We start from the raw sequence: 25,544 nt of genomic DNA on the forward strand, positions 1-25,544 counted from the left end.
TGCGGCAGCACACCGTTGTGCCCGACGCTGCCGCACGTCTGATTGGGTAACTTGTAACCGCAACCCTGACACCGGGGCAAGCCGGTGACGCAGCGCCGGGCAACAAGAAACCTGATTGTGACCTGGGACTCTACGCAAAGAATCACCGGCATTCCAAGCTGCGACGGTTCAAACTCAGCGAACCAGCGGACATTCCTGGTGAGACCTTCGGGCCACCATCACCCGCTGAAACGATCCACCGACGCCAGTGCCCGCCGCAGACCGTCGACCTCGTCGGCCACCGCCCGCCGGATCACCGCCGGCGTCCCGGACGCCGCCAGCAGTTCCTCGGTCGCCGTCAGCACCCGGTGCTCGGTCACCGCCAGCGGGAAGGCCAGTGCCGGTAGCCGGCCGAGTGCCCAACCGCTGCGGAAGTCGGCCGTCCTGGTGATGTCGCGGAAGAAGCTGACCGCATAGTCCCGGGTGAGTTCGACCTGTTCGGCCGAGTAGCCGAACATCGCCTCAGCGGTCGCGTACAACTCGTAGGCCGACGTATCGGACGGTTCGACCAGCAGCCGGTACGCCGCCGCCTTCGCTTCGGCGGTCGGCAGCGCGGCGCGTGCCCGGGCGGCGTTGACCGCCGCCGCGGAGGACTGATCGGCGGCCAGCGTCTCGGCGATGACGTCCGGCCGATCGGACAGCGAACAGATCCGGGTGACCAGCTGCCAGGTCAGCTCCGGATCCAGGTCCAGACCGGGCGGCAGGTCGGCGTGCCGGCGCCAGCCGTCCAATCGATCGACGTCGGCACTGCTGCCGATCACCGTCCGGAAGGCGACCAACTGGCGGTCCGATCCGGGTTCGGCGGCGGCCACCATCGACGACGCCAGCCGGTTGACCGATGCCAGCCGGTCGGCGCGCTGCGGGACCGGCGCGTACGAACCGGCAAGATCACGGGCCGCGTAGCGCAGCAGCAGGCTGGCGATCACGTCCTCGACCTCGTCCCCGAGCTGCTCGGTGATCATGGACAGGGCAGCACGCGGATCGGTCTCGGCGTCGCGGACCTGATCACGCAGACTGTTCCAGATCGTCACCCGGGTGGCGCCATCGGTGATCTTGCTCACCAGACCGGTGATCGACGTCCAGTCGGCCGCGTCGAATCTGATCTTGGCCCAGGTCTCGTCCTGGATGTCGGGGATCATCGCCACCGCCGCGGACGGCCGGCCGACCGCGACACCAAGATCACCGACGATCACCCGCTGGGAGTCGAGCCGTTCACCGGCAGCGGAGAACGCCCCGACCTCGACACTGTGGCTGCGGTCGGCCGGGCGGTCGACGGGCGCCACCCGGACCAGTTCCTGATCACCACCGGCGAGGCGACGGACCGCGAGGGTGTCGACGCCGGCGGTCAGCAACCATTCCTTGGACCAGCGTTCGAGATCGACGCCACCGGCCTCGGTCCAGGCCGCCAGCAGTTCGGCGAATTCTGCATTGCCGAAGGCGTACTCGGCGAAGTAGTGCCGCAGGCCACCCAGAAAGATCTCGTCGCCCAGGTAGCTCGCCAACTGGCGGAGCACCGCAGCGCCCTTGGCGTAGGAGATGCCGTCGAAGTTCTGCAGCGCGGTGGCGGCATCAGCGGCGCCGTTGCCGGCGACCGGGTGGGTCGCATCGGATTGATCGGCGGCATAGCCCCAGGCCTTGCGGACGATCCCGAACTCGGTCCACAGCGGATAGTCGGTGGCAGCGGTCGCGCACCGGTGGGCCATGTATTCGGCGAACGACTCGTTCAGCCACAGATCGTCCCACCACCGCATCGTGACCAGGTCACCGAACCACTGGTGGGCCATCTCGTGGGCGATCACTCCGGCTCGGCTGGCCCGCTCGGCCACCGTCGCCCGGGACCGGTAGATGAAGGAGTCCCGGAAGGTCACGCAGCCCGGGTTCTCCATCGCACCGGCGTTGAAGTCGGGCACGAAGGCCTGGTGGTATTCACCGAACGGATATCGGACGCCGAAGATGTCGTGGTAGTAGTCGAAGCACTGCGCGGTGACGGTGAAGATGTCGTCGGCCTCCCGCTGCAACGCCTCACCGAGTGACGCCCGGACGTGGATCCCGCACCGGATCCCGTCGTGCTCGGTGTAGAGCGAGGCGTACGGTCCCGCCACCAGCGTGACGAAGTAGGTCGACAGCGGCTCCGGCGGTTCGATCCGCCACCGCAGTCCGGCACCGGAGAGCCCTGAGCCTGTCGAAGACGTGTCCTGAGCTTGTCGACGAGGCGTCTCCTCCCCCACCCGCACCGACGGGCCGTTGCCGTGCACCGTCCAGTCCTCCGGCGCGAGCACCTCCAGGACGTAGCGCGACTTCAGGTCCGGCTGATCAAAACAACCGAACCAGCGGGGCGCGGCGTCCAGGAAGCTCATGCCATAGAGATAGACGTTGCCGTCGGCCGGGTCGACGTGCCGGTGCAACCCCTCGCCATCGCTGGAGTAGGCCATCACACCGTCGACCACGACCGTGTTGCGGGCCTGCAGGCCGGTCAACGCGATCCTGCCGTCGTGCCAGCCGGCGGGGTCGATCCGCTGACCGTTCAGGGTGACCGCGTTCAGCCGGATCCCCTTGAAATCAAGGAACGTCGCCGAGTCGACGACCGCGTCGAAGTCGATCGTGGTCACCGATCCGAACTCGCCGTCACGTTCCCCTGCCGGGTCGGCTCCGACCATCAGATCGAGAGCGACATGCGTGTCCCGAACAGTGATCAACTTCGCACGTTCGCGCGCTTCGGCATGGGTCAGGCTCGGCATGCGGGCGACGCTACCGCATGATGTGATCATGAGTTTCGACATTCGCCGCCCTGCCACCGCCGACGAAGCCGAGCAGTCCCGCCGGCTCAACCACGAGGCGTTCGGGATGCCGGCCGAGGAGCCGACCGAACCGGCCCGACTGACCAGTCCCGGCGCGATCGACCTGGCCGCCTTCGACGGCGCGGTGCTGGCGGCCCGGCTGACCGCCCGGGACTACGACTCCTGGTTCGGCGGCCGGCTGGTGCCGACCAGCGGCATCGGCGGGGTGACCGTCGCCCTGGAATATCGCGGCCGTGGCCTGCTGACTCCGCTGTTCGAGCAGCTGTTCCGCACCGCGACCGAGCGCGGCGCGGTGATCTCCACGCTGTATCCGTCGGCCAGTGCCATCTACCGACGGATGGGTTATGAGGTGATCGGCACCGCCGAGACCGCCAGGGTGCCGATCGCGGCGCTGGGCCGGATCCGTCGTCCGGCCGATCTGGTCACCCGACGGGCCACCGCGGCAGACATCCCCGCCGTCCGCGAGGTCTACGACGTCTGGGCGGCGGCGCAGAACGGGCCGTTGAGCCGCCGTGGCGCCTCCTTCCCGACCACCGATGCCGAGTTGATCAAGGAGTTCACCGGCATCACGGTCGCCGAATCGGCCGGTCGGGTGGTCGGCTATTCCAGTTGGAAGCGCGGCCAGGGCTGGGGCGCCGACGCCGTACTGTCGGTCTCCGATCTGCTGGCCACCACCGCCGATGGCTACCGTGCCCTGCTCGCCGACTTCGGCAGCTTCGGCAGCATCCTCGGCCAGGTGTCGCTCGGCACCTCCGGGTTGGATCTGCTGCGCCATCTGTTGCCGACCTCGGACTGGCAGGCCGGCCAGTGTGACCCGTACATGCTGAAGATCATCGACGTCTGCGGAGCGCTGGCCGCCCGCGGTTACCCGACGGCGCTGGCCGTCACGCTCGACTTCGCGGTGGCCGGCGATCCGATCACCGGCACCAACGGCAGCTACCGGCTGAGCATCGCCGACGGCCGCGGCCACTGTGAACGGATCGACGACGACGCTGCCGGACTGCCGACCTTCACGCCGAACGGCCTGGCGGTGGTCTATGCCGGCGCCCAGTCGACGGCCGGGGTCCGGACCGTCGGTGGTCTGTCCGGCCCGGAGTCCGACGACGAGACCTGGAATCTTGCGTTCGGAGGTCGACCGGTGCGGATCCATGATCATTTCTGATCATCGGTCGGTGGACACCCTCTGATCAGCCCGTGATGCATCGGCTCCGGGGCCGGCAGGCGCACCTCTCGGCGGTCACGTGACCTGGACGAACTGTTCGCGACGGCGGCCGCGTTCGCCCTGGTCGCCCGGGCCTTCGGCTATGCCTACGCCGGGGTGCAGGCGGCCTGGCCCGGATCGTTCGGCCCGGAGCGCACCTGGTTCGAGCTGTTGTTCCTGTCCTTCACCTGCCTGACCAGCGTCGGACTCTCCGACCTCGTGCCGGTGCCGCACCACGCCCGGTCACTGGTGATCATCGAGGAGGTCGCAGGTGTGCTGTACGTCGCCCTGGTGATCGCCAGGCTGGTCGCGATGTCGACGGCGAGGATGTCGAGATCGAAGAAGGATTGACGACAGCGCCAGAATTGTTGGCGTATGGTCCGCTCCACCGTGGCCACCGACGGGTAACCGGTATGTGGCGCAGCTGCTCGGATCCCACAAGGCCGTGGTGATCGATCACCGGCAGAGCGCCGAGGTTTGCCGGTTTGACAGTCTGCGGCGTTACAGGGACGCCCGGAAGCATTACGCCCAGCCGCCCGCGGCGGATCCTGGACCCGGGCGGCGCGCAGCAGCCATCATCAGGTGGTCGATCAGCCTGACCGCGGGCTCACGTCCTGGACACCAAGGTAGTGAGCCAGCGCGAACTCAACCTCCCCAAGGTGATCGCGAGTCAGATAGTCCACCGGTTCGCCCACCACGTGGTCGACGTCGATCGAGCAGATCTGGTCGACCAACATCCGAGTCTGTCGACCGGCAATCTCTATCGCGGGACGATGGATCGACGGACCGGCCGAAGTTGACGTAGGAATCACCGTTACCACCGACAGCGGTGAGCCCGACGGCGACACAACCAGACCCAGTCGCTTACCACCCTGGGCATGACCTCGCGGCCGACCGAGATCAATTTGGTAAACCGCTCCGCGGATCACCAGGCCTCAGGCTCTGCGTTGAGATCCTCGTCCTTCAACGCCTCGGCGTCGGACCGGAACTGCGCCAGCCACCGCTCACGGTCCAACAGCCGCAATGCGCGGCGCAGCGTGTCCGAGGTACTTTCCCCCGGCCGTGCCGCCTCCCGCAAGATGCGGTCGTCATCGGCCGTCGGCCGGAATCCAATCGATGCAGGCATGCCGCCCACACTAGCGCTCGTTGGACAAATGTTAAACACGCTGTGGTGTCCCCACTCGATCGATCACCGGGCAGAGCACCGAGATTCGCCGGCCTGACAGCCTGCGACGTTCCCGCGGGAACGCGTCGAGTACACGTCTCAGCCGCCCGGACGCCATCCGGATCCGGGCAGCATTGGCAGCAGATCTGGTGCCCGGTGATTGTGCGGCGACGTGCCCTGACCGGGCAGTTCACAAGGCGGGCGATCCACCCGTACCGGCGGCGGTGATTACGGGAGGAGGTCAAGCATCGATGGCCTGGCCTTCATGGCATGGATCACCAGCTCGTTTCCGCTGTCGAAGACCAGGACGACAGTTTCGAGGAGGCGTCCTCGGGTGTCGAAGCCGAGCCGCAACCGGCGCGAGGGGCTGTCATCGTCGAGGTCCTCGATCCACAGCGGCCAGTGGCGGCTTGGATGGCATCCTCCGGCGGGATGCCGTGTTTCAGCGCCGAATCGTGAACATTCACGCGGCTGCAGCCGCAAGTGCCTCACGGATGATCTCCGACCGCGTCTTGCCCTCCCGCGCGGCCCGTGCATCGATGCTCGCGAGTTCCTCCGTGGTCAGACGCAGTGCGACGACTTGGGACGGCTCAGCACCTCGGCCGGGACGGCCCCGACCACGCTTCTTCAGCTCCTCGACGCCATAGCCGGCCTCGGCTTCAGCCGCCCACGCGGCGATCTGCTCTTCGGTGACGGGTTTGCCGTTGATGGTCTCGCCTGCGTCCATACGATTAATGTATAACGAAAATCGAGGAGTGGCCAGAGCCAGGAACAGTCTTTACCCAGGCCGCCCGCAGGCGATCCCTGACCGGCAGCGGGCAGCTCAGCACCCGCAGATGACGACGCCCGCGCGAGTTGGCCATCAAGCTTCCCTACCGCGCGGTCGAGATGGTGCAGGGTCGTGGTGAAGTGGATGCCGATACGGCTCTGTGCGAGGAACGCAACAGCACCAGGGCCAACCCGGCCCACACGAGGGAGGCAGGCACACTCGTGCTGCGTTATTGGCACCGCCAGCTCGCACCCTCCTCACGAGACGTTGTTGAGGCGTTCCCGCGGGAACACAGCGAACGGCGACGCAGCCGGCCTGCCGGCCCCGCCACGACCACTTTCACGCCCGGCTTGCTCCTGAGAGCAGAAATCTGCCGCGCGGTCCGATCAAGCCGGGCGTGATTCTGGTCGCCGTGCCGTAGTGATGGTCACTCGACAGGCCGCCCGCAAGCCGTTCGGTCACGGCGACCGGGTCTCCGGACATGCCAGGAGGTGTCAGAGGCTGGTTCGTCGCGACCGTGGTCTTGATGTCTTTGAGCGGGCTGGGGATGGCCGCGGCTCTGTTGCTTGGTCACGAGCAGTCACACGGGTGACTGGCACCGGCTCGCCTGCCGGCGATGCGATGACGTGGCTGTTGATCGGCGGTGTGGTCGTTCTGGCAGCGGTGATCGCCTTCTCCCAGTTGGCGGCGACCGGGATCCACCGGCTTCTGGCCGAGCGGGTGATGTATGCCCGGAGTGAGCGGGTGTTGCGGACGGCGGCATTGACCGACATCTGGGAATTCGAACGGCCCGAATTTCACGACCGACTACGCCGAGCCCGACAGGGCGGGAGCGCCTCGATCGGGATCTCGATGGCAGTGCCGCAGCTGCTGGCCGGCGCAATCGCCAGCATCGGTCTGTTGACCGCGTTGGCGATCACCGCACCGGTCCTGCTACCAGTAGTGATCGCGTCTGGAGTTCCGCTGCTGCTCGCAGGCCGCGCCAACAGCCGAGAGATGTACTCGTTCAACTTCGGCAACACCCCCAACGATCGTGAGCGGTTCGCCCTGGAAGGTGTGCTCTCATCGCGGGACCAGTCGGCCGAGGTTCGCATCTTCGGGATGCAAGGATTCCTACTTCACCGCTGGCGAGATCTGTATCAGGAGCGGATCGCCGGCCTGACCCAGCTCGTTGTTACCTTCACCCGCCGGTCGGTCATCGCGGCCGTCGGCGTGGCGCTCACCCTGATCGTTGCACTGGCCGCTCTTGGATGGCTCTTGATCACCGATCGGATCACGGTCGTGGCCGCCGCGGCGGCAGCAGTGACCACCCTCATGCTCGGATCCCACGTACAGCGGATGGCCAGCAGCATCGCCAACCTACGAGAACAAGCCCAACAGGTCGCCGACGTGGAAAACACCACAGCCTTAGCCAAGCAGGAGATGCCAGACCGGCCGTTAGCTGAACCGCTGCGCAGTCTTCAAGCTAACGGGATCGGCTTCCGCTATCCCGCCGCCGAATCCAACACATTCATGGGCATCGACTTCAGCCTGAACTCCGGCGAAATGGTCGCCATCGTCGGCGTCAATGGCTCGGGCAAAACCACACTGGCCAAACTGCTCTGCGGACTCTACGAACCAGCCGCCGGCACGATCACCTGGAACGACCAGCCGATCGGAAAACTCGACCTCACCGGCCATGTCGGAGCTATCTTCCAAACCTTCAACCGCTACTGGTTCACCGCGGCTGAAAACATCGCCGTCGGAGCCATCGCCGCCGGCCAGACCCCGCGACAAGACGCCGTCCGCCAAGCAACGCAGGAAGCCGGCGCCCACGACCTGATTACAGAACTACCACACGGATGCGACACCAGGTTAACCGTGGAACTCGACGGCGCCGCCGACCTATAACTTGGACAATGGCAGCGGATTGCCATCGCCCGAGTGCTCTACCGCGACCCATCTCTAGTAGTCCTGGACGAGCCGACCGCCTCACTGGGCGCCCACGCCGAAGCCGATCTCTTCGCGACCCTGGAAAAGCTGCGCCAAGGTCGGACCTTCATCGTCATCAGCCACCGCTTCCCCATCGTCCGCACTGCCGACCGGATCGTCGTCATGGACGCCGGCCAAATCATCGAACAAGGCACCCACGCCGAACTCATGGCCCTCAACGGCCACTACGTCGACATGTACTCAATCCAAGCCAGCAACTACCGAGACACGCCATCCGAGGCAACCGGTGGTGACTCTGAGCTACGAGTTTGAAGTCCGAACTGGTTCGGAAGGGGATGCTACTTCAAGGGCTTCGAAGACTTCGATCGGTGCAGGTGATCGTACGGGCCACCTTTGCGGTCGAGATCTTCCGGGCCACCGATGGTCTTCTGGGCCTTGCCGCGTCCTGCCAGCTCAAGTCCCGAGGTGATCAGCAGCGTCGCAACGATCACAACCACATACACCGTTACCACCCAACCATACCTGTGGAGTCCGAGAACGATGGCCAGTCCACCCGCCAGCCCGAAGATGGCGTTCGCAAGCCGGGCCTTCTGGATCATTGTGGAAGCACCCTCACGATCACGTACTCATGGCCAGGTGGAGTCGGGTTCCAGCCGCGATCCTCGACCTGGACGATGATCGCCCCGAGCGAGGAGTTGGACTTCGCTGCAGTGACCGACGCTCCTGTTACAGCGCACCCGAAAACCATGATACCGGCGATCACCGCAGCGGGCCATCCCTTCACCTTCCCGGCAATGTAGGCGACGATCGGAAGGCATGCGCCAGCTCCGGCGATAACGTTGTTGGTATCACAGGAGTTGTAGTAGTACGAGGTGATCCCCTGGCTGGGATAGTCCCGGTGCCCCGTGATCCCCCTGCAGTTTGGCGCCCGCTTGGCGACGACGGTCGGATCTACCCCGCCGAACACCTTCACACGGTAGGCGTTGATCTGTGATCTCGCCTTGGACGGCAGATGAGTGATTGAGCGGCCAGTCTGCATCCAGCCAGCTGCGAACTTGTGTGACCACTCAGTATCGTGCCCCGTCCCATGGTAGTACTTCTGGACGATTCGGTAGTCCAGCGTGTAGGAGTTGTTGGCTGAGTAGATCTGCTGCGCCTTCTTGACTGCCTTCCACTGGGTCCCGTTGATCTTCAGGGTTTTGAACGACCCTGCAGCGTTTGGGTGCAGCGGTTCAGCATTCGCCAGTGACGTGCCGCTGAGGGTTAGCATCAGCGCCACCGCTGCCACGGCTAGCGTTCGAAGTGTCCTCATTCACCCCACCTTTCGTTCAAAATATTCAAACTATACATTGCAGCGCCAAGAACTAGTTGTCAACTTCTATGCACTCAATGGCGTCGTCGAGCCATCAATATTCTGGCCACCGAATTCCTGAACCGCGCCGGCGTGTCCGGAGTCTCCGTTGCTTGGGAAGGATGGAGTCATGTCAGGGAGTACGTCGAAGAGGTATTCGGCCGAGCTGCGTGAGCGGGCGGTCCGGATGGTCACTGAGATCAGGCCGTCCACGAGTCGGGCTGGGCGGCTATGAGCAGGGCCGCCGAGATGCTGGGTCGGCACGCCGGAGACAATCCGGAAATGGTGCCGCCTGGCCGAGGTCGACGCCGGACAACGGCCGGGGATGACGAAAGAGTCCGCGGAACTGAAGCCGTTGAAGCGGGAGAACGCCGAGCTCAAGCTGACCAATGCGGATCCTCAAGTCCGCGTCGGTCTTCTTCGCGGCCGAGCCGACCGGCCACAGCGCTGATCGTGGTTTACTCGACGAGCACGTCGGTGTGCGCGACGACGACGCTCTGCGATGTGTATCGAGTCGATCTGGGAGCAGCTCACCGAGCTGGGCTGCAAGATCGTCCCGCGACCTACTACCAGCACCGCTACTGCACGCCCACGGGGCGAGAGCGTGCGGACGAGGAGCTCAACCGAGGATCGCCGCAGTCCATGCGGAACTACGGTGTCTACGGCGCCCGGAGGGTGTGGCACTCGTTGAACCGTGAACGTCCTGCGGGGAACCGCCGATCGCGCGCTGCACCGTGGAGTGGCTGATGGGCGAGCTCGGCCGGGCCGGCGCGGTCAGCGGCGAGGTCAAGCGCACCACGATCAGCGGCCCGAAGGCACCCAAGCCACGCGACCTGGTGAACCGCAACTTCATGCCACTGGCTCCAGATCGCCTGTGGTTGCTGACTTCACCTACTGCTCGACGTGGTCGGGGTGGTGCTACAACGCGCTCGTCATCGGCATCTACGACCGCCGGATCTTGGGCCGGTCGGTGGCGACCACGATGACCAGCCAGCTCGTCGTCGATGCGGTCGAGCAGGCAGTGTGGACCCCCGCGGCCGCGAGGGCACGGGCCGGCCGGGCTGACTGCGCGCCACGAACACTACGTGTAGTACATGTCCGTGGCCAACTCCGAGCGGCTCGACGCCGCGGGATCGAAGCCCTCGGACTGGCCGTCGGCCCGTCCTACGACAACGCCCCGGCCAAGTCGGTGATCGGACTCTACGAGACGGGGCTGGTCAAGCCAGGGGCGATGACCTGGAGAGCACCAACGCCGAGTGGGTCGACTACTTCAACCACCGCCGGCCTTCGAGTACTGCGACGACCGCACGCCGTTCGAGGCCTCTCGCTACGCTCACCGCCAGACCCAACAGCCGTTGGAGTCTCAAACTAGAAGGTATCCGGATACGCCGGGGCCGGTTCAGTCGTGGTCCTGTGACTTCGGAGGAACCCCACACGGCAGGGCCGATTAGCGGCTACGGTGACGACATGAAGGTGGCCAGCACCGTCTCACGGCTCCCAGTCGTGCTCGCCGCGGTTTCGATCGCTCTGGTTGTTCTCGACGGTGGCGTCTATCTCGGGCTCATCTATGCGCAGGACGACGATGGACCGACATGGTGGTTCGTCGCCGGACTGATCGTTGCGATCGCTCTCGCCGTCGGGACGATCCGGCGCGCCGGCCCTGGGGCAGTTGTCATGGCAATAGTCAGTGTGATCATCCTGCTCGTCCTCGGCGCTCTTGGCATCTTGTCGGTCGGATTGCCACTGCTCCTGGCCGGAATCATGATGATGGTCGTCGCGGCACTGCGGCTGCGGACCAGATCCGCACCCGTGTCCACGGCCCGATAGCCGTTCGATGACGGACAACAGCGTCCGCCCCAATAGCGGATCGGCGGCGGACAGTCCCTCCGCGCGACCTCACCGCGCACGACGGTCAACGTGGAATCGCTGTGTCACTGTGGATCGATCACCGGGCAGGCCAGGGGGCTGATGTTTCGTGGCCGCAGCCGATACCGATCGTCCGGTGCTGTAGGGGACTTTTCGCACGGCCACAGTACGAGCCGCCGGCGGGCACGTTGCACCGTTAGTGGAGTTTCGCCAGAGCCCGCTGGAGAAACTCGTCCCTGGTGTCGGTCCCGGCACCCATGTCCGGCGCGGTTTCCAAGGCCGCGACCGTGTCCCAGTACGGCATGGCGTCCGCGGCGCGGCCGGCCGCTTGTTCCCACCCGTCGAGAATGGCGTCCGCGGCCTTGATGCCGTAGGTGAACGCGGCGCTCAGTCTGGCATGGCCCAGGTCGATGCCTGGATGGCCAACTCCTGCGCAGCCCCAGTCGATGAGCCCCGTGACACGCGTACCCGCGGCCATGATGTTTCCCAGCCAGGCATCTCCGTGCACCAGGCCGCGAATGCTGTGCGAGCGTGGGAGGCTGGCCAACTGTTGGGCTGCGGCAGCCAGGAGACGGGTCCCGTCCCGTGAACGCCGGGTGGGGTTCTCCGCGCTTGCACGCTTCTCCGCGGTGTATCCGCCACCCGGTTCCAGTGGACGCAGGCGTTGGGGAAGCGCCGGTCCCGGATCTACAGCGATGCGGTGCACCTCGGCGAGATGTCCGCCGACGGCAAGGAGCCGGTCGTCGTTGCGCGGCTGGGCCGCCACCGTGTCGCCGGTGAGGGCAGTCTGAAGCGAGGTGATGACGCCGGTCTGCCGGCCATCGTCGATGGCAATCAGTCGTGGCGCGTCCACCGCTGCTCTCTCGGCCTGCGTCAGAGCAGCCGCCTCGATCTGGAGATATTCATCGCCCTTGGCACTCGTGCCGGCCGTTCGCAGAACGGCCCGATGCAATGTGCAATCGGAGATGACCTCTATCAGCCACGGGCCCTGGCCCTCGTGCAGGTCACGCACGCTGACAACCGCCGCGCTCGGCATCCAGGCATCAATCGCCCACGACAGCGATGCCGCCCCAGGATCAACCATGGCGCAACAGTTTCAGCCACTCCCCTCGGGGTCAACCTAACCTCCGGCCTCGCCCGATCGAGGTTCCCCGGCCGACGCTGCAGATCACCGCCCGGTAGCCGGCCGTCGACGGGCAGGCCATCGGGCCCCTTTACCGGCACCGAGCTGAGCGTGCCGGTGGTGTCCGCTGGGGTCCTGCAACGGGGCTCAGTTGGTCAGTCGGAATGTCGCCCGGCTGGCGTCCGACGCGTCGTTGGTGGATTCAAAGCCTAGATTGTCTTTCGTCACGAGGCCGGACGTGAGCCAATGGGCAATCACCGCGGCCATGCTGACCGCGGTCTCTGCCTCCTCAAGCGAAACCTCTGCGATCGATCCATCCTGCCCAGCGTGTCTCTGTTGGTTGTGCCATAGCGCCTTCAGCATCGTGAGTAGCGTTTCTCCGGAGGCGACCTCTGGAGAATCTAGACCTCCGACTGACCATCGCGACACAGTGTCCCGGATATGGGCAACCGCTGTTCCCAAACTTGCTCGCGACGAGTTCGGAACGGTGATCGGGATGACCAGCGCTTCCACCGCCAGTACCGCGTCGCGGTACGCGACGTCGTAGTTCGGCTGCCGCCCGTAGCAAGCTGCCCACGCCGATTTGATCTTTCGGGCGGCGTCAGTGTCTGCGACTGAGGTCTGCCGAACCAAGTCGGCCATGGCGTCGTTGACTCGACGGATCAGCATCCAGTGCTGCTCAAGATCAACCTGCACCGTCCAGGCAGATCCGCCCTCGACCAAGATGTCCCGAAGTCGCGTCGCTGCCCCCACGCAATCCTTGATCATTTGCCGCGCTGATGAGTCGTTCTCGGCGATGGCCTTGGAACACGTCAGGCCCAGGTCCGCAAGAATGACATCAAGGAGCGTCAGTCGATCTTCGTCATGCCCCGACGCCCATTGCCGCTGCAGCAGCATGGCGGGTGAGGTGTGCTGTTGGCCATACGGGCGGTCGGCAGCTGTTGCCAGCTCTAGGTGCAGCCGCCGTTCGAGCCGGTAGACCAAATCTGGTCCGCCGCCCGCCGCGCGGTCATATACCCATCGCAAGATCGAGCCCTCAAGCCACGGCGGGATGCCTTCATGCAGTACATCGAATCCGGTCTTGGCATCAGAATCGCGCTCGAAGAGTGGTCGCCACTCATGCTCCGTCAACGCTGTGCACCTCTCGACTTCCATTGAGAGGCACGGTAGTCCAGTCGCAATCACCGCACAGGCGACGAGGCAAATTGATTCGCCCCATAGCGGATCGAGATCATCCTGCTTGAAGCACTCGCTGCGCGATGCGTGCCCTGAAGCCGTTCCAGCACCGGGCCGACTCGGCCGACGGAGTAGGCAAGGCAGCGAGGTGCCCGTAACACCACCCCGGCTCCCCTGCCCGATCACCGGGCGTCATACGCAACAGGGATCCGTGCTCACCGCTGTCTCGAAGATCAGTACTCCGGCAGCGTCGACCAACGTCGGCGCGGGCAGCAGATTGACAAGGGATCGCGATCGGACGTGTTTGGTCGCGTACGCCACTGAGGACCGGTCGATCGTCGGCCGATCTCGACACAGGACCGGCGCTGATCGGCTCGTCGACGCACCGAACCGGAGTCAACGCAGCGGGTATCGGATGCCGGCCGCCGGAACGATCGTCCGCGCCTCGGTCTGCGGCGCCCCGAGCAGATGGGCCGCCGTCTCGGGTCTGAAGCCGTGGATCGGATAGACCGTGCCCGGTGCGATCTGCTTGACCATCTCGATCAGCGCCTGCGGGCCGGCGTGACCGCTCGACCCGGCCGGCACCACCTCGACACCCAGGTGTTCCAACCAGTCCATGAACGGCTGCCAGGTCGACATGAACGGCCCGAGCGGTTCGCCCTGGGAGTGCAGCCAACCGGTGCCCACGCTGATCGGGAGATCCAGCAGAGAGGGCAGATCCGCGCTGTCGGTCTGCACCAGGAAGTCACTGGGGCGGTCCCAGACCTCGGCCAGTCCCACCGTTGTCGGCTGGGTGCCGGCGGCGATCGCGTTGGCGACCGCGATCTGATGCGCCTTGCGTTGCCGACGGCTGTCGTCCCAGGTGACCACGTCGCGGACGCCGAGCAGGCCGAGGAACGTCGCCTGTTGGCCCGGCCAGATCATCGTCCGGCCCCGCTGCCGGGCCAGATCGATGATCGCCTGTGCTCGCTCGACATCGCGTTCGTAGGCGCTGATCAGCTGCAACTGCGGTCCGGCCAGCCGATCACCGATCACGGTCAGCACCTCGTCCTCGGTGATCGGCTCGGCCGGCAGCGGATCAAAGCTCAGCAAGGTGGTCTCGGTGATCAAGGCATCGACGCCCCGGATCCGTTCGGCGAAGGCCGAGGTCCGACGACCGCCGTTGCGATGCAGATTGAAGTCACCGGTGTAGCCGATCCGACCGTCCGGGGTGCTGATCAGGAAGCCGCAGGCGCCGGGGACGTCATGATCGACTTCGATCGGTTCGACGACGATGTCTCCGACCGTGATCGCTGTTCCGGGCGGCGTGGGCTGCAGGGTAACTGGCCTGCCGACGGGGCCGAGTCCGCTGATCGCCAACGCCCGGTGAAGCTCGACCGTTTCCGGGTGTGCATGACACGACAGCTCGGCACGGACGAAGCCGAGCATGCCGTCATGGTCGATGTGCGGATGACTCAGGAAGATCGCCGTCGGTCGCGGATCGCCGACCGCCAGCGCCTCCGATCGGTCGGCTCGCGGACCCTGCACCGGGAGTTGGGCAGGGTCGTAGATTCCCGGCAGCTCCGGCGCCTGGCCCGTGTTGAGGTAGTCGGCAAGCTCTCCGCCACAGCGGCGCCGGACCGGCTCGCGGAAGAGGTCGAGCCCATCGGGAATGTCCAACCCCATGTCCAGCAGCACCCGGGCGTTCGGCGTACTGATCATGATCTTGGAGCCGCCGATCACCCCGAGCCCGCCGTAGAACTCGATCATGGTCCGGTCGGTTCGGTCAGCCACGGACCGCTCCTTCCACGCCGTACGCGCCGCCGACGAAATACCTCTGCAAGAACAAGAACAAGATGATCACCGGGACGGTGGTGAAGGTGATCGCCGCGCTCAGCCCTGTCCAGTCGGTGCCCTCGGCTCCGTAGAAGGTCTGCAGACCGACCTCGATCGGCCGGATGGACTCGCTCTTGGTCATCAGATACGGCCAGACGAACGCGTTCCAGGACCCCATGAACGCGTTCAGCCCGACCAGCACCAGGGACGGTTTCGCCAGCGGTCCGGCAATGCTGATCAGGATCCGGAACGCCCCCGCTCCCTCCAGTTCGGCGGCCTCGAACAGCTCCCGGGGCAGCGTGACGAAGAATTGCCGGAGCAGGAAGATCCCGAACACCGAAGCGCCCCAGGGCAGGATCTGGATCAGGTACGTGTCGTAGAGCCCGAGCCGCTGGGCAATGATGAAGTTGGGGATCAGCAGCACGGTCTGCGGGACCATCATCACCGCCATCACGATCATGAACAGCACCGTCCGGCCGCGGAATCTCATCACCGCGAAGGCGAATCCGGCCAGCAGTGACGTGGCCAGCACCAGGGCCACAACACAGCCGGCGATCAGCACCGTGTTGCCGAAGTAGCGCAACCACGGGGCGGCCTGCCAGGCGCGGGCATAGTTGGACCATTCCCAACTGGGCGACAGCTTCGGAGGGAATCGGTAGACGTCGGATCGGGTGGACAGGCTGGTGACGAAGGTCCACAGCAGCGGCACGATGAAGGCCAACCCGATGATCGCCGCGATCACCTGCCGGGCCACTCCGGGCTTCCGTGCCCGTCGCACGCGTCCCACTCTGCGCACCATGAATTCCTAGCCCGCCTGCTTCTTGGCCTTGTCCGCCGAGGCCTGCGCAGTCTTCAGCACGGCCGCTGGGTCCTTGCCCTGACCGACGGCCTGTTGGATAGCCACCGACAGGAAGCCACTGCATGCGTTGATCCACTTCTGCGGTGGCAGCGACGTCGCGGTGTTCAGCTGCTCGGTCGCCTCGGTGACGAACGGCGCCTTTTTGGCGTAGGCGGTGAACGCCTTCTCCTTCGTCGCCTGCTGACAGACCGGCAGGTAGCCGGTCTGCGCCGACCAGTAGGCCTGCTGAGCCGGTTCGGTCAAGAACTGCAGGTATTTCCAGGCCGCGGCCTTCTGGTTCTCGTCGGCCTGGGCGAACAGCGCGATATTGGTGCCGGCGAGTTGGTTGGCCGGCTTCTTGGCGCCCGGCGGCAACTGGCCGACTCCCAGAGTGAACTTGTCCCCGACAGCCTCCAGATTGAACGGGTAGCTGGCGACACTGGACAGATCGAAGGCACCCTTCTCTGCACCGAGCGCGACCTGCCCCGGATAGTCCTTGCCCAACGCCAACGCACCGGCCTTCTTCAGATCGACCAGATACTCCAGGGCCTGGACGACACCGGGCTTGGTGAACTGCGGTGTCCCGTCGGTTCCGAACACCGGATCGCCGTTGCCCTCGGCGAGGATCTCGAACAACGCGGTCCCGCCGGCCGGCGCCGCCGAGCTGCCCGGGTCGATCGACAGTGCGACCACGTCGCCGGTGGACACCTTCTTGGCGACCGTGGCGAACTCGTCCCAGCTGCTCGGCGCCTCCTTCACCAGATCGGTGTTGTAGTACTGCACCACGACGGATTTGTTGAACGGCCACATCCAGGTCTTGCCGTCCGGCAACTGCAGATCTGCCTTGATGCCGTCGAAGAGATCGTTGTACTGCGGGGATTCGGCGATGTAGGCGTCCAGCGGCACGATCACCTCGGCCTCGGCGTACTCGGCCGCCCAGTTGCCGTAGACCTGGGCGATGGTCGGCGGCTCACCGGCGCCGGTCTGGGCACTGATCTTGGTCTGCAATGTCCCGTAATCGGGTTGTTCCTCCAGCTTGACGGTGATGTTCGGATTCGCCGCCATGAAGTCCTTGGTGATCTTGACCAGGGCTTCCTTCTGCGCGCCGGCGGCCATCGCCTCCATGAACGTGATGGTCACCTTGGCGTCGGGATCGCCGGACGGCACCGAGCTGCTGTCGGCCGAGCTCGCGCCGCCGTTCCCGCAGGCGCTCAACCCGACCGCGGATGCGGCCGACCCGAGTCCGCCGGCGAGGACCGTACGACGACTGGTGCTGATCGGAGTGGACATGATGTGCCTTCCAGGAAAGGAAACTTCTAGGGCCGCAGCGACCGCGAGGCCGCCAGTTGAGCGATGGAGAGACCGATGGTGATCACGAACAGGACGACCGCCAGCGCTGCCGCGTATCCGGTGTTGCGCAGCACGAAGGCCTGTTGGTAGAGCTGGAAGCCCAGCGTCGAGGTGTCGTAGCCGGGGCCGCCGCCGGTGAGCACGAAGAACTGGGTGAAGGCGTGCAGGCTGCTGACCGAACCGATCACGATCACGAAGACCACGAACGGCCGCAGCTGCGGCAGCGTGACGTACACGAATTCGGCGAACGAACCAGCACCGTCGATCCGGGCCGCTTCGCTGAGCTCGGCCGAGATGGTCGTGAGGCCACCGACGAAGACGATGGTGGTGAAGCCGACCTCGTGCCACAGCGAATAGATGATGATCGACGGCATCGCGGTGTTCGGGTTGCCGAGCCAGTCCACTGGGTCGATGCCGACCAGGTGCAGCACGGCGTTGGCCAGGCCGAAGCGAGGATTGAAGATCCAGACCCAGACCATCGAGGTGGCCACCAGCGGCGTCACGTAGGTGAGGAACAGGGCGCTGCGGACGGCCAGCAGCACGGTGCTGGCCCGCTGCAGTAGGAGCGCCAGCAGCAACGAGATCAGGGTGCCGAGCAGCACCATCGCGATCACGAAGTAGAAGCTGACCGCCATCGTCGAGGCGAAGCTGGGTTCACTGCTGCCGTCCACCATCGACCGATAGTTGTCGGCGCCGACGAAGCGGCTCAGTGCCGCGTTGAGGTAGTTCCACTTGAAGGTCGAGATCACGAAGGTGAAGATCGTCGGGGCGATGGTGAAGACGCCGAAGATCAACAACGCCGGCAACACGAACAGGTACGCCACCGGTGAGGCCAACGCCCGGAACCGCCACCGCGACGAGGTCCCTCGCCGCCCCAGCGAGGTCGCTGAGCCTGTCGAAGGGCTCGAAACCGTGCCGCTGTCGACATCCGCTCCAGCCTTGACCCGTCCTTCGACAAGCTCAGGAGCCTTGCCAGCCTCACTCCTGGACATGATCACTCACTGCGGCGAGGGCCAGGGCGGCGGCCTGATGACCTCGCTCACCGAGATGATCACGCAGTGACGCCATCAGTCCCTCGAGCAGGATCGCCTGCGGGATCCGGGTGGTGTCGGTGAGTTCCTCGGTGAAGGAGGAGTTGGGCATCCCGACCACCAGGAGGGTATCGGCGAGCTCGGCGATCGGCGATCGGGCGAACGCGGTGACGGCGATCAGATGGGCGGCGCTCTGCCGGACCTCGCGGGCGACACCGATCGAGTCGGTGTGCGACCCGCTGCCGCTGATCATCAGCACCACGCCGCGTTCGCCGAGCAGTCGGGTGACGATCAACTGGTCGATCCGGTCGGTGAGATGCTCGGCGACCAGCCCGAGCCGGACCAGCCGGGCGGCAGCGTCGATCGCCAGCGATCGGGACAGTCCGTGGCCGACGACCAGGATGCGGTCGGCAGCGGCCAGCCGACGGACCGCGGATTCGATCTGTTCCGGGTCCAACAGGGCGGTCATCCGGTCGGCTGCGTCGCGGACCTGTTCGAAGCGTCGATAGGTGCTCGTCGCGAGCCCGTCGGCGCCCCGTTCGGGCGTTCGTGCGCTCCGGGCGCGATCGGCGAGGGCGGCGTCCCGGGCCAGCAACACCCGCAACTGTTGGTAGCCGCTGAACCCTAGGCTCTGACTGGCTCGCACGACCGTCGCCCGGGACGTCCCGGCGAGCTCGGCGACCTGCTGGCTGGACAGATCGGCAGCGTCACCGGCGCGGTCCAGCAGCACGCGGGCGACCTGCTGTTCGGCGGGCAGCAAGGACGGCAGCAAGGAAGTGATCCGCGCCGTCACGTCTGCCGCCGTCGATCGTCCCGCTCCGGCGGCGTCGATCGGGTCGGCCGTCGTCGACACTCCCACACTCGATACGTCCCCATCCGGTGCTGTCCCGTCGGGTCCTGCCGGATCGGCCCCTGAAGTACCTGCCCCGGTCATCCGGCGCCGGTCCTGATCGCAGCGGACACCGGCAACCGATGCCGCCGGGCAAACGCCCGCGGGTCGGCCGCCCACTCGGTGATCCCGTCCGACAGCTCGGCAAGACCGCTCCCGATCAGGTGCGCCGGTTGATCGGCTCGCGGCGTCTCGGTGATCAAACCGCCGAACGTCCCACGCTGCAAGGGGATCCGGACATCGTTGATCCAGTGATCACCGATGCTGAGCAGTGTCGATGGTGGTCGTCCGGCCAGTAGTACGTCCAGGTGTTCCGGCATCCTCGTGGGCTTGCCGCCGGCGACGATCACCTGATCCAGCAGCCCGGACAGACCGAACCGTTCCAGCGTCTCGACCACGCCGACTTCCGGCGCGTTGGTCAGCACAACGGTGCTGACCGTCGGGCCGACCTTGATCAACAGTTCGGCCAGCCCGGCTGCCGGACGGACGCCGAGACCGTCGGCGGCCAATCGGTGACGGCTGGTCAGATAGGCGGCCTGCAGCTGGGCCGGCGGCAGGCTCGCGGCGAGCGTCTGGACCAGGACGTAGCCGTCGGCGTACTGCCGGTGCAGCTGCGGATCATGATCGACGAATCGCGCCAGCTGCTCTTCGGCTGCCGCCCGCTGCGCTGCCGGCAGGGCGGCGAAGGCGGCTTCGGCGTAGGCGAGCACCGGCCCGTCGCCGAGGCAGATCGTGCCGTCGAAGTCCAGCAGCAGGACCGGCCGCGCACTCGGGCGCGCGAGATCGCTGGGAAGTGACCGGATCCCCACTCCAGAGCAGCTCACGGAGACCGAGGCTAAGCCCCGTACGAAACGCTTGTCCACCATCGGATCACCCCAAGAAACGATTGTTCACGCGATGTTTACGGCCGACCCTGACCGAGCGCCGCGCCGACGTCGGTCGATAGCTCCGATGAACCGGTGCCCGATTGCCCACGATTCCCGAGGAACGCCCCATTGACGCGAACATTCATCGGATGATTGGCTGGAGCCATCATCGGTACTCCAACTTGTGAGGTCGCAGCAGCAATGAAGCCAGAGCACGCCTGGTTCACCCACGATCGATTCGGGATGTTCGTCCACTGGGGGTTGTACGCGCTCCCGGCCCGGCACGAATGGGTGATGAACCACGAACGGATCCAGACCGAGGACTACGAGAAGTACTTCGACTACTTCGAGGCCGACCTCTACGACCCACGCGCCTGGGCCGCGGCGGCCAAGGCGGCCGGCATGAAGTACGTCGTCCTCACCACCAAACACCACGAAGGCTTCTGCCTGTGGGACAGCAAGCTCACCGACTACAAGGTGACCAAGACCCCGCACGGCAAGGACGTGGTGGCCGCCTATGTCGAAGCACTCCGGGAGGCCGATCTCAAGGTCGGCTTCTACCACTCGCTGATCGACTGGCACCATCCGGACTTCACCATCGACGGCGTGCATCCCCGACGCGACGACGACAACATCGAGGAGCAGAACGCCGGGCGGGACATGGCCCGCTACCGGGACTACCTGCACGGCCAGGTCCGCGAACTGCTGACCGACTACGGCACCATCGACTACCTGTTCTTCGACTTCTCCTATCCGGGAGAGCGCAACGGACACGTCGGCAAGGGCAAGGAGGACTGGAACAGCCCGGAGTTGATCAAGCTCGTCCGCGAGCTGCAGCCCGACATCATCGTCAACGATCGGCTCGACATCCCCGGCGACCTGGTCACGCCGGAGCAGTACCAGCCGTCCGGTCCGATGATCAAGAACGGCGAGCCGGTGGTGTGGGAGGCCTGCCAGACGCTGAACGGCAGCTGGGGCTACGACCGGGACAACCACGACTACAAGTCACCCGAACTGTTGATCAGGATGCTGATCGACGGGGTCAGCAAGAACGGCAATCTGCTGCTCAACGTCGGTCCGACCGGCCGCGGCAACTTCGACCCCCGCGCGGTCGAGAGCCTGACGGCGATCGGTGACTGGATGGAGTTGCACGGACGCTCGGTCTACGGGGCCGGCGCCTCGGAGTACACCGCCCCCGCCGACACCCGGCTGACCCAGGTCGGCGATCGGCTCTACCTGCACCTGTTCGCGTGGCCGATGCGGCACGTCCATCTGCAGGGCCTGGCCGGCAAGATCGGCTACGCGCAGCTGCTGAACGACGCTTCCGAGATCGCCTTCAGCGAGACCGATCCCGATCAGGCCGCACAGAACACAACCCCGGGCGGTCAACCGGCCGGAACCGTGACGCTCAGCCTGCCGATCCAGCAACCGGATGTCGCCGTGCCGGTGGTGGAGATCTTCCTCAAGTAGCAGTTGCAGAATCGATTTCCCGGGCGCTTCATGATCATGGTTGACTCGGACCATGACTGAAGCGCCCGGTTCCGTCGGTGGCCACGTGCCGCCGCATCGCAGTGATCTCGTCCTGTCCGATCTGAGTTCGGACGGGCTCGAGGACTACTTCCGGGTCGTGGTCCGCGGCTTCCACGGCGAATACAACGCCGAGGACATGGAGCCGTTCCTCGCCCTGATCGACCCCGATCGTGCCTTCGGTTTCCGAGCCGGCGACCGCTGGGTGACGACGACGCTGTCGCTGCCCCGCACGATGTCGGTTCCGGGCGGTTCGATTCCGATCGCGGCGGTCACCGACGTCACGGTCGCGCCGGCCTTCCGGCGTCGCGGTCTGCTGACGAAGATGATGCGGCATCAGTTGAGCGGCTTGGCCGAGCCGGTCAGTGTGCTCTGGGCGACCGAGTCGTTGATCTACGGCCGGTTCGGGTACGGCCAGCTCTCACGTCGGCTTTCGCTGTCCGGGCTGACCCGTGAGATGGACTTCCTGCCCGAGGTGGACCTCGGTTCCGGGTCGACCGACGAGGTCGACCAACAGACCTTCCTCGCCGCGGCGCCGGCATTGCGCGAAGCGATCACCGCCGGTCGTCCGGGGCTGATGAGCCGTGACGACCGGTGGTGGCGCGACGTCCTCAACGATCCCGAGCGACATCGTGGTGGCGCCGGCCCGTTGCGGTTCGCACTGCACTTCGCCGACGACGGCCGACCCGACGGGTTCGCCAGCTTCCGGGTCAAACGCGAATCGTCCCAGACCGACCTCGGCCGTGAGGTGATCATCAACGAGTTGGAAGGCGACAACCCGCAGGCGTACGCGGCCCTGTGGCGGTGGCTTCTCGACCTCGATCTGGTGCGTGCCTTCAGCAAGGGGTCGGCGCCGGTGGACGAGCCCCTGCTGCACCTGGTCCGCAACCCGCGGATGATCAAGGCTGAACTGACCGACGGTGCCTACGCCCGGATCAACGACGTGCCCGCCGCACTGCAGGCCCGCCGCTACGCCGCCGATGTTGATCTTGTCCTGCAGGTCGTCGACGACTTCCTGACCGATCGCGGCGGAGTGTTCCGGCTGGCCGGCGGCGCCGACGGCGCGACGGTCACGCCGACCGACCGCTCCCCCGACCTGACCGTGACTTCACGGCAGCTCGCCTCGCTCTACCTCGGCGCCGTGCCGGCTCGGGAGCTCGCCGCGGCCGGAGTACTCGGCGATCACGACCCGGCGGTGATCGGCCGCTTCGACCGAGCCTTCGGCACCGAGCGGGCGGCGTACTGCCACGACTTCTTCTGATCGCGCTCGATAGGGTCACCCCATGACAGCCGAGGTCTTTCGCGATCCGTGGGGGATCCCGCATCTGCGGGCCGACTCGGTCGATGAGCTGGCACACCTGCAGGGCCGCAACGCAGCCACCGACCGTGCCTGGCAGCTGGAGTGGAACCGACACCGCGCCGAAGGGCGGACGGCAGAGCTGATCGGCGCGCCCGGGTTGGTCTGGGACCGCTTCGCCCGGGCTGCGGTGATCGACGCCACCGCACAGCGCTGTTATCAAGGGCTCGATGAGCGAAGTCGCCGCTGGTGCGAACGGTTTGTCGACGGGGTGAATGCGGGTCTCGCCGGGGGTGCGTCCGGAGCCCACGAGTTCACCGTCCTGGACATCACACCCGGTCGATGGCAACCCTGGACACCGCTCGCGGTGTTCTGGGTCCAACAGCTGCTGTTCGGCGGCTTTCCGTACAAGCTGTGGCGCCGGCATGTCGCGGACCGGATCGGACCAGAGGCCCCGGGGTGGCTGGACGCCGGAGCGGTCGACTCCCCCGGCAGCAACGCGTGGGCGATCGGCGGCGAGCGCACCGCTTCCGGGTTGCCGATCATCGCCGGCGATCCGCATCGGACGGCCGACTTCCCAGGCGTCTACCAACAGGTCCGGCTGGCCTGTGCGGAGTTCGACGTCTTCGGCTTCAGCTTTCCCGGGGTGCCGGGGATCCAGCACTTCGGCCACGCCGGATCGGTGGCCTGGGCGATCACCAACGCCAGCGCCGATTACCAGGATCTCTATCTGGAGGAGCTCTCCCGGACGGCGAACGGATGGGTCGCCCGCGGCCCGGCCGGTCCCGAGCCGGTGCAGCACCGGCAGGAGATGATCATGGTCCGGGACGGTGATCCGGAGCCGGTGCAGATCAAGATCACCGAGCGCGGCCCGGTGATCATCGACGAGCCGGCGGGCCCGACGATCAGCCTGCGGACACCGTCCGCGGTGGACGGCGACCTGGGTTTCGGCGCGCTACTGCCGTTGTTGCATTCGCGGTCCGTGGCCGATGTCGAGGCGGCACTGGGTCGCTGGGTGGAACCGGTGAACAGTGCCGTGGTCGCCGACCGGCACGGCCGGATCCGGCACCTCGTCCCCGGTCGGGTGCCACGCCGCGACCCGGCCAACCTCGAAGTGCCGGTACCGGCCTGGGAGGACCGCTTCGGTTGGCAGTCGGGCTACGTGCCGATGCCGGTCGACCCGGTGGACGATCTGGTCGCCAACGCCAACGACCGCGGTAGCGGCGGCGGACTCGGCCGCTACTACTCGGCGAACTGGCGGGTCGACCGGATCCGCACGCTGCTGGATCGGATCGCGCCCGGCACGGCCGACGTCGCGGCGATGCCGACCATCCATCGCGACGTCTGGTCCGGACCGGCAGCCAGGGCTCAGCGACTGCTGGCCGAGATCACGGTGGACGGCGCGGAGAAGTTGATCAAGGACCAGATCCTGGCCTGGGACGCCCGGATGGACGCCGACAGCCGGCCCGCCCTGCTCTACGCTGCCTGGCGGGCGGCGATGGTGGACTGGCTGCTGACCCAGGACGTGTTCGCCGGGTTGGCCGACCCGGAACCGCTGCCCGCGGTGTACGCCGCCACGATGGCGGTCCGGACCCGGGTCGGTTACGCCTTCGACGCGATCTGCCGCAACGCCGACCGGTTCGGTCTGGACCTGGCGACCGGCATCATCACCGCACTGCGACAGGTGGCCGCAGACCCGCCGACCGGAGTCTGGGGCGAGGAGCACCGGCTGGCACCGCTGCACGGACTGACCGGGCTCGCCGATGATCATGTCCCGCCGATGCCCCGGCCGGCGCTGGCCGGCGATGCCAACACCGTCCGCTCGACCCACTCGACGCCGGGGGTCACCCATCGCTGCTCGATGGCGTCGATGGCGCGCTACGTGTGGGACCTGGCCGATCCTTCGGCCAGTCGGTGGGTGGTCCCGTTCGGGGCATCCGGTCGTCCGGACAGCCCGCACTATGTCGACCAGAACGATGCCTGGGTCGTCGGCGATCTGCAGCCGGTGATCATCGACTGGGAGAAGCTGATCAAGGAGACTGACCGGGTCAGGACTCCTTGACCTGCTGCAGCCCGTCGAATCCCCACTTCGGCACCGGCAGCCCGTCCGGAATGTCCTCCCGGGACTGCTCGTCGGCCATCATCGACTCGGTCGACCAGCGGAAGTAGTCGGCCAGCGGTCCCCTGGTCTCGGGCGGCAGCTCGACGTCGGCCATCGCCTCACTGAACAAGGCGATGCAGCGTTCGTTGAGCTCATCGTGGCGGCCGTTGCCGACGTGCATCCGGACGACGGAGGTCTCGTCGCCCATGCCGTCGGTGTAGTCGGTCGGGCCGCCGAGCGCCTCGGCCCAGTAGGCCGCCAACCGCTCACTGTGCTGCGGGTGCTGCCCGGGATGACTGAACGGATGGCTCGCCAACGGATCGGCCATGCACCGCCGATGCCAGGCATGGGACAGCGCCAGCAAGGCGTCGTAGCCACCGACCGCCTCGTACAGGGTCCGGGTCATGATC

General features: G+C 66.2%; 21 protein-coding genes and 2 pseudogenes. 8 read left to right on the plus strand and 15 right to left on the minus strand.

The annotated features are described in order from the left end of the window. Positions 1-218: 218 nt before the first annotated feature. Positions 219-2,777 (minus strand): aminopeptidase N, encoded by a 2,559-nt coding sequence (pepN, locus tag BLU38_RS05985; protein WP_091521378.1) that lies wholly within the window; start codon positions 2,775-2,777, stop codon positions 219-221. 28 nt (positions 2,778-2,805) lie between these two features. Between pepN and BLU38_RS05990 the strand changes: the two genes are divergently transcribed. Together BLU38_RS05990 and BLU38_RS05995 are read left to right on the plus strand one after the other, a co-directional pair. Beyond that, positions 2,806-3,999, plus strand: a complete 1,194-nt coding sequence (locus BLU38_RS05990; protein ID WP_172836080.1) for a GNAT family N-acetyltransferase — start codon at positions 2,806-2,808, stop codon at positions 3,997-3,999. A gap of 120 nt (positions 4,000-4,119) precedes the next feature. Beyond that, positions 4,120-4,389: an ion channel gene (locus tag BLU38_RS05995; protein WP_269458188.1), complete on the plus strand. Its 270-nt coding sequence runs from the start codon at positions 4,120-4,122 to the stop codon at positions 4,387-4,389. A gap of 239 nt (positions 4,390-4,628) precedes the next feature. On the opposite strand, the gene BLU38_RS06000 is transcribed toward BLU38_RS05995, so the two are convergent. The 3 genes from BLU38_RS06000 to BLU38_RS06015 all read right to left on the minus strand — a co-directional run bounded on the left by BLU38_RS06000 (position 4,629) and on the right by BLU38_RS06015 (position 5,930). Then, positions 4,629-4,967, minus strand: coding sequence for a type II toxin-antitoxin system PemK/MazF family toxin (locus BLU38_RS06000; protein ID WP_091521391.1), 339 nt, complete (start codon positions 4,965-4,967; stop codon positions 4,629-4,631). Beyond that, entirely contained in the window at positions 4,964-5,164 is a 201-nt protein-coding gene (locus BLU38_RS06005; protein ID WP_091521395.1) for a hypothetical protein, read from the minus strand. Before BLU38_RS06005 ends, BLU38_RS06000 begins: the two co-directional genes overlap by 4 nt. 502 nt (positions 5,165-5,666) lie before the next feature. Then, positions 5,667-5,930 carry a ribbon-helix-helix protein, CopG family gene (locus tag BLU38_RS06015; protein WP_091521399.1) on the minus strand — a complete coding sequence of 88 codons (264 nt, stop codon included), beginning with the start codon at positions 5,928-5,930 and terminating at the stop codon, positions 5,667-5,669. A gap of 1,038 nt (positions 5,931-6,968) precedes the next feature. Here BLU38_RS06015 and BLU38_RS32285 point away from each other — a divergent pair. After that, positions 6,969-8,216, plus strand: a pseudogene (locus tag BLU38_RS32285) (ATP-binding cassette domain-containing protein). A 26-nt stretch (positions 8,217-8,242) separates the two neighbouring features. On the opposite strand, the gene BLU38_RS06030 reads toward BLU38_RS32285, so the two are convergent. Further along, positions 8,243-8,503 carry a hypothetical protein gene (locus BLU38_RS06030; protein WP_091521410.1) on the minus strand — a complete coding sequence of 87 codons (261 nt, stop codon included), beginning with the start codon at positions 8,501-8,503 and terminating at the stop codon, positions 8,243-8,245. Beyond that, on the minus strand, positions 8,500-9,216 hold the full coding sequence (locus tag BLU38_RS06035; RefSeq protein ID WP_157683237.1) for a hypothetical protein: 717 nt from the start codon (positions 9,214-9,216) through the stop codon (positions 8,500-8,502). Before BLU38_RS06035 ends, BLU38_RS06030 begins: the two co-directional genes overlap by 4 nt. A gap of 169 nt (positions 9,217-9,385) precedes the next feature. Here BLU38_RS06035 and BLU38_RS31180 point away from each other — a divergent pair. After that, positions 9,386-10,598 (plus strand): annotated as a pseudogene (locus tag BLU38_RS31180) (transposase); the annotation flags it as partial. Between the two features lie 124 nt (positions 10,599-10,722). After that, positions 10,723-11,082 (plus strand): hypothetical protein, encoded by a 360-nt coding sequence (locus tag BLU38_RS06040; RefSeq protein ID WP_091521416.1) that lies wholly within the window; start codon positions 10,723-10,725, stop codon positions 11,080-11,082. 235 nt (positions 11,083-11,317) lie between these two features. On the opposite strand, the gene BLU38_RS06045 is transcribed toward BLU38_RS06040, so the two are convergent. From BLU38_RS06045 to BLU38_RS06080, 8 genes are all read right to left on the minus strand, one after another. Beyond that, entirely contained in the window at positions 11,318-12,205 is an 888-nt protein-coding gene (locus tag BLU38_RS06045; RefSeq protein ID WP_091521419.1) for a phosphotransferase family protein, read from the minus strand. A 186-nt stretch (positions 12,206-12,391) separates the two neighbouring features. After that, entirely contained in the window at positions 12,392-13,375 is a 984-nt protein-coding gene (locus tag BLU38_RS06050; protein WP_157683238.1) for a hypothetical protein, read from the minus strand. Positions 13,376-13,816: 441 nt separating this feature from the next. Continuing rightward, entirely contained in the window at positions 13,817-15,193 is a 1,377-nt protein-coding gene (locus BLU38_RS06055) for an MBL fold metallo-hydrolase (protein WP_091521426.1), read from the minus strand. Next, entirely contained in the window at positions 15,186-16,013 is an 828-nt protein-coding gene (locus BLU38_RS06060) for a carbohydrate ABC transporter permease (RefSeq protein WP_197680014.1), read from the minus strand. The genes BLU38_RS06055 and BLU38_RS06060 overlap by 8 nt, the downstream gene beginning before the upstream one ends. A 27-nt stretch (positions 16,014-16,040) precedes the next feature. Next, positions 16,041-17,363 (minus strand): ABC transporter substrate-binding protein, encoded by a 1,323-nt coding sequence (locus tag BLU38_RS06065; protein ID WP_091521434.1) that lies wholly within the window; start codon positions 17,361-17,363, stop codon positions 16,041-16,043. A gap of 26 nt (positions 17,364-17,389) precedes the next feature. Beyond that, complete coding sequence (locus BLU38_RS06070) at positions 17,390-18,259, minus strand: carbohydrate ABC transporter permease (protein ID WP_157683239.1); 870 nt, start codon at positions 18,257-18,259, stop codon at positions 17,390-17,392. Between the two features lie 142 nt (positions 18,260-18,401). After that, positions 18,402-19,307: a MurR/RpiR family transcriptional regulator gene (locus tag BLU38_RS06075; RefSeq protein WP_172836081.1), complete on the minus strand. Its 906-nt coding sequence runs from the start codon at positions 19,305-19,307 to the stop codon at positions 18,402-18,404. 77 nt (positions 19,308-19,384) lie between these two features. Next, positions 19,385-20,167: an HAD family hydrolase gene (locus BLU38_RS06080; RefSeq protein WP_157683240.1), complete on the minus strand. Its 783-nt coding sequence runs from the start codon at positions 20,165-20,167 to the stop codon at positions 19,385-19,387. Positions 20,168-20,410: 243 nt separating this feature from the next. Here BLU38_RS06080 and BLU38_RS06085 point away from each other — a divergent pair, with 243 nt between their 5' ends. From BLU38_RS06085 to BLU38_RS06095, 3 genes are read left to right on the plus strand one after another with little or no spacing between them, the layout of a single operon-like run. Next, positions 20,411-21,679 carry an alpha-L-fucosidase gene (locus BLU38_RS06085; protein ID WP_091521446.1) on the plus strand — a complete coding sequence of 423 codons (1,269 nt, stop codon included), beginning with the start codon at positions 20,411-20,413 and terminating at the stop codon, positions 21,677-21,679. 52 nt (positions 21,680-21,731) lie between these two features. Further along, complete coding sequence (locus BLU38_RS06090; RefSeq protein ID WP_091521449.1) at positions 21,732-22,997, plus strand: GNAT family N-acetyltransferase; 1,266 nt, start codon at positions 21,732-21,734, stop codon at positions 22,995-22,997. Positions 22,998-23,019: 22 nt separating this feature from the next. Next, complete coding sequence (locus BLU38_RS06095) at positions 23,020-25,095, plus strand: penicillin acylase family protein (RefSeq protein ID WP_091521453.1); 2,076 nt, start codon at positions 23,020-23,022, stop codon at positions 25,093-25,095. On the opposite strand, the gene BLU38_RS06100 is transcribed toward BLU38_RS06095, so the two are convergent. Further along, the gene (locus BLU38_RS06100; protein WP_091532010.1) at positions 25,082-25,540 is read right to left on the minus strand and encodes a group II truncated hemoglobin; all 459 of its coding nucleotides are present in this window, start codon (positions 25,538-25,540) and stop codon (positions 25,082-25,084) included. The two genes, BLU38_RS06095 and BLU38_RS06100, sit on opposite strands and share 14 nt — an antisense overlap. Positions 25,541-25,544 lie beyond the last annotated feature (4 nt).

The sequence above is a fragment of the Microlunatus soli genome, assembly GCF_900105385.1.
In the GTDB taxonomy this organism is placed as follows: domain Bacteria; phylum Actinomycetota; class Actinomycetes; order Propionibacteriales; family Propionibacteriaceae; genus Microlunatus; species Microlunatus soli.

What these genes read in the sequence shown, in the direction of transcription:
- BLU38_RS05990 (WP_172836080.1), top strand. Translation starts at nt 2,806, where the DNA reads ATGAGTTTCGACATTCGCCGCCCTGCCACCGCCGACGAAGCCGAGCAG.
- BLU38_RS06065 (WP_091521434.1), bottom strand. Translation starts at nt 17,363, where the DNA reads ATGTCCACTCCGATCAGCACCAGTCGTCGTACGGTCCTCGCCGGCGGA.
- BLU38_RS06045 (WP_091521419.1), bottom strand. Translation starts at nt 12,205, where the DNA reads ATGGTTGATCCTGGGGCGGCATCGCTGTCGTGGGCGATTGATGCCTGG.
- BLU38_RS06005 (WP_091521395.1), bottom strand. Translation starts at nt 5,164, where the DNA reads ATGCCTGCATCGATTGGATTCCGGCCGACGGCCGATGACGACCGCATC.
- BLU38_RS06040 (WP_091521416.1), top strand. Translation starts at nt 10,723, where the DNA reads ATGAAGGTGGCCAGCACCGTCTCACGGCTCCCAGTCGTGCTCGCCGCG.
- BLU38_RS06030 (WP_091521410.1), bottom strand. Translation starts at nt 8,503, where the DNA reads ATGATCCAGAAGGCCCGGCTTGCGAACGCCATCTTCGGGCTGGCGGGT.
- BLU38_RS06100 (WP_091532010.1), bottom strand. Translation starts at nt 25,540, where the DNA reads ATGACCCGGACCCTGTACGAGGCGGTCGGTGGCTACGACGCCTTGCTG.
- BLU38_RS06085 (WP_091521446.1), top strand. Translation starts at nt 20,411, where the DNA reads ATGAAGCCAGAGCACGCCTGGTTCACCCACGATCGATTCGGGATGTTC.
- BLU38_RS06035 (WP_157683237.1), bottom strand. Translation starts at nt 9,216, where the DNA reads ATGAGGACACTTCGAACGCTAGCCGTGGCAGCGGTGGCGCTGATGCTA.
- pepN (WP_091521378.1), bottom strand. Translation starts at nt 2,777, where the DNA reads ATGCCGAGCCTGACCCATGCCGAAGCGCGCGAACGTGCGAAGTTGATC.
- BLU38_RS06095 (WP_091521453.1), top strand. Translation starts at nt 23,020, where the DNA reads ATGACAGCCGAGGTCTTTCGCGATCCGTGGGGGATCCCGCATCTGCGG.
- BLU38_RS06090 (WP_091521449.1), top strand. Translation starts at nt 21,732, where the DNA reads ATGACTGAAGCGCCCGGTTCCGTCGGTGGCCACGTGCCGCCGCATCGC.
- BLU38_RS06015 (WP_091521399.1), bottom strand. Translation starts at nt 5,930, where the DNA reads ATGGACGCAGGCGAGACCATCAACGGCAAACCCGTCACCGAAGAGCAG.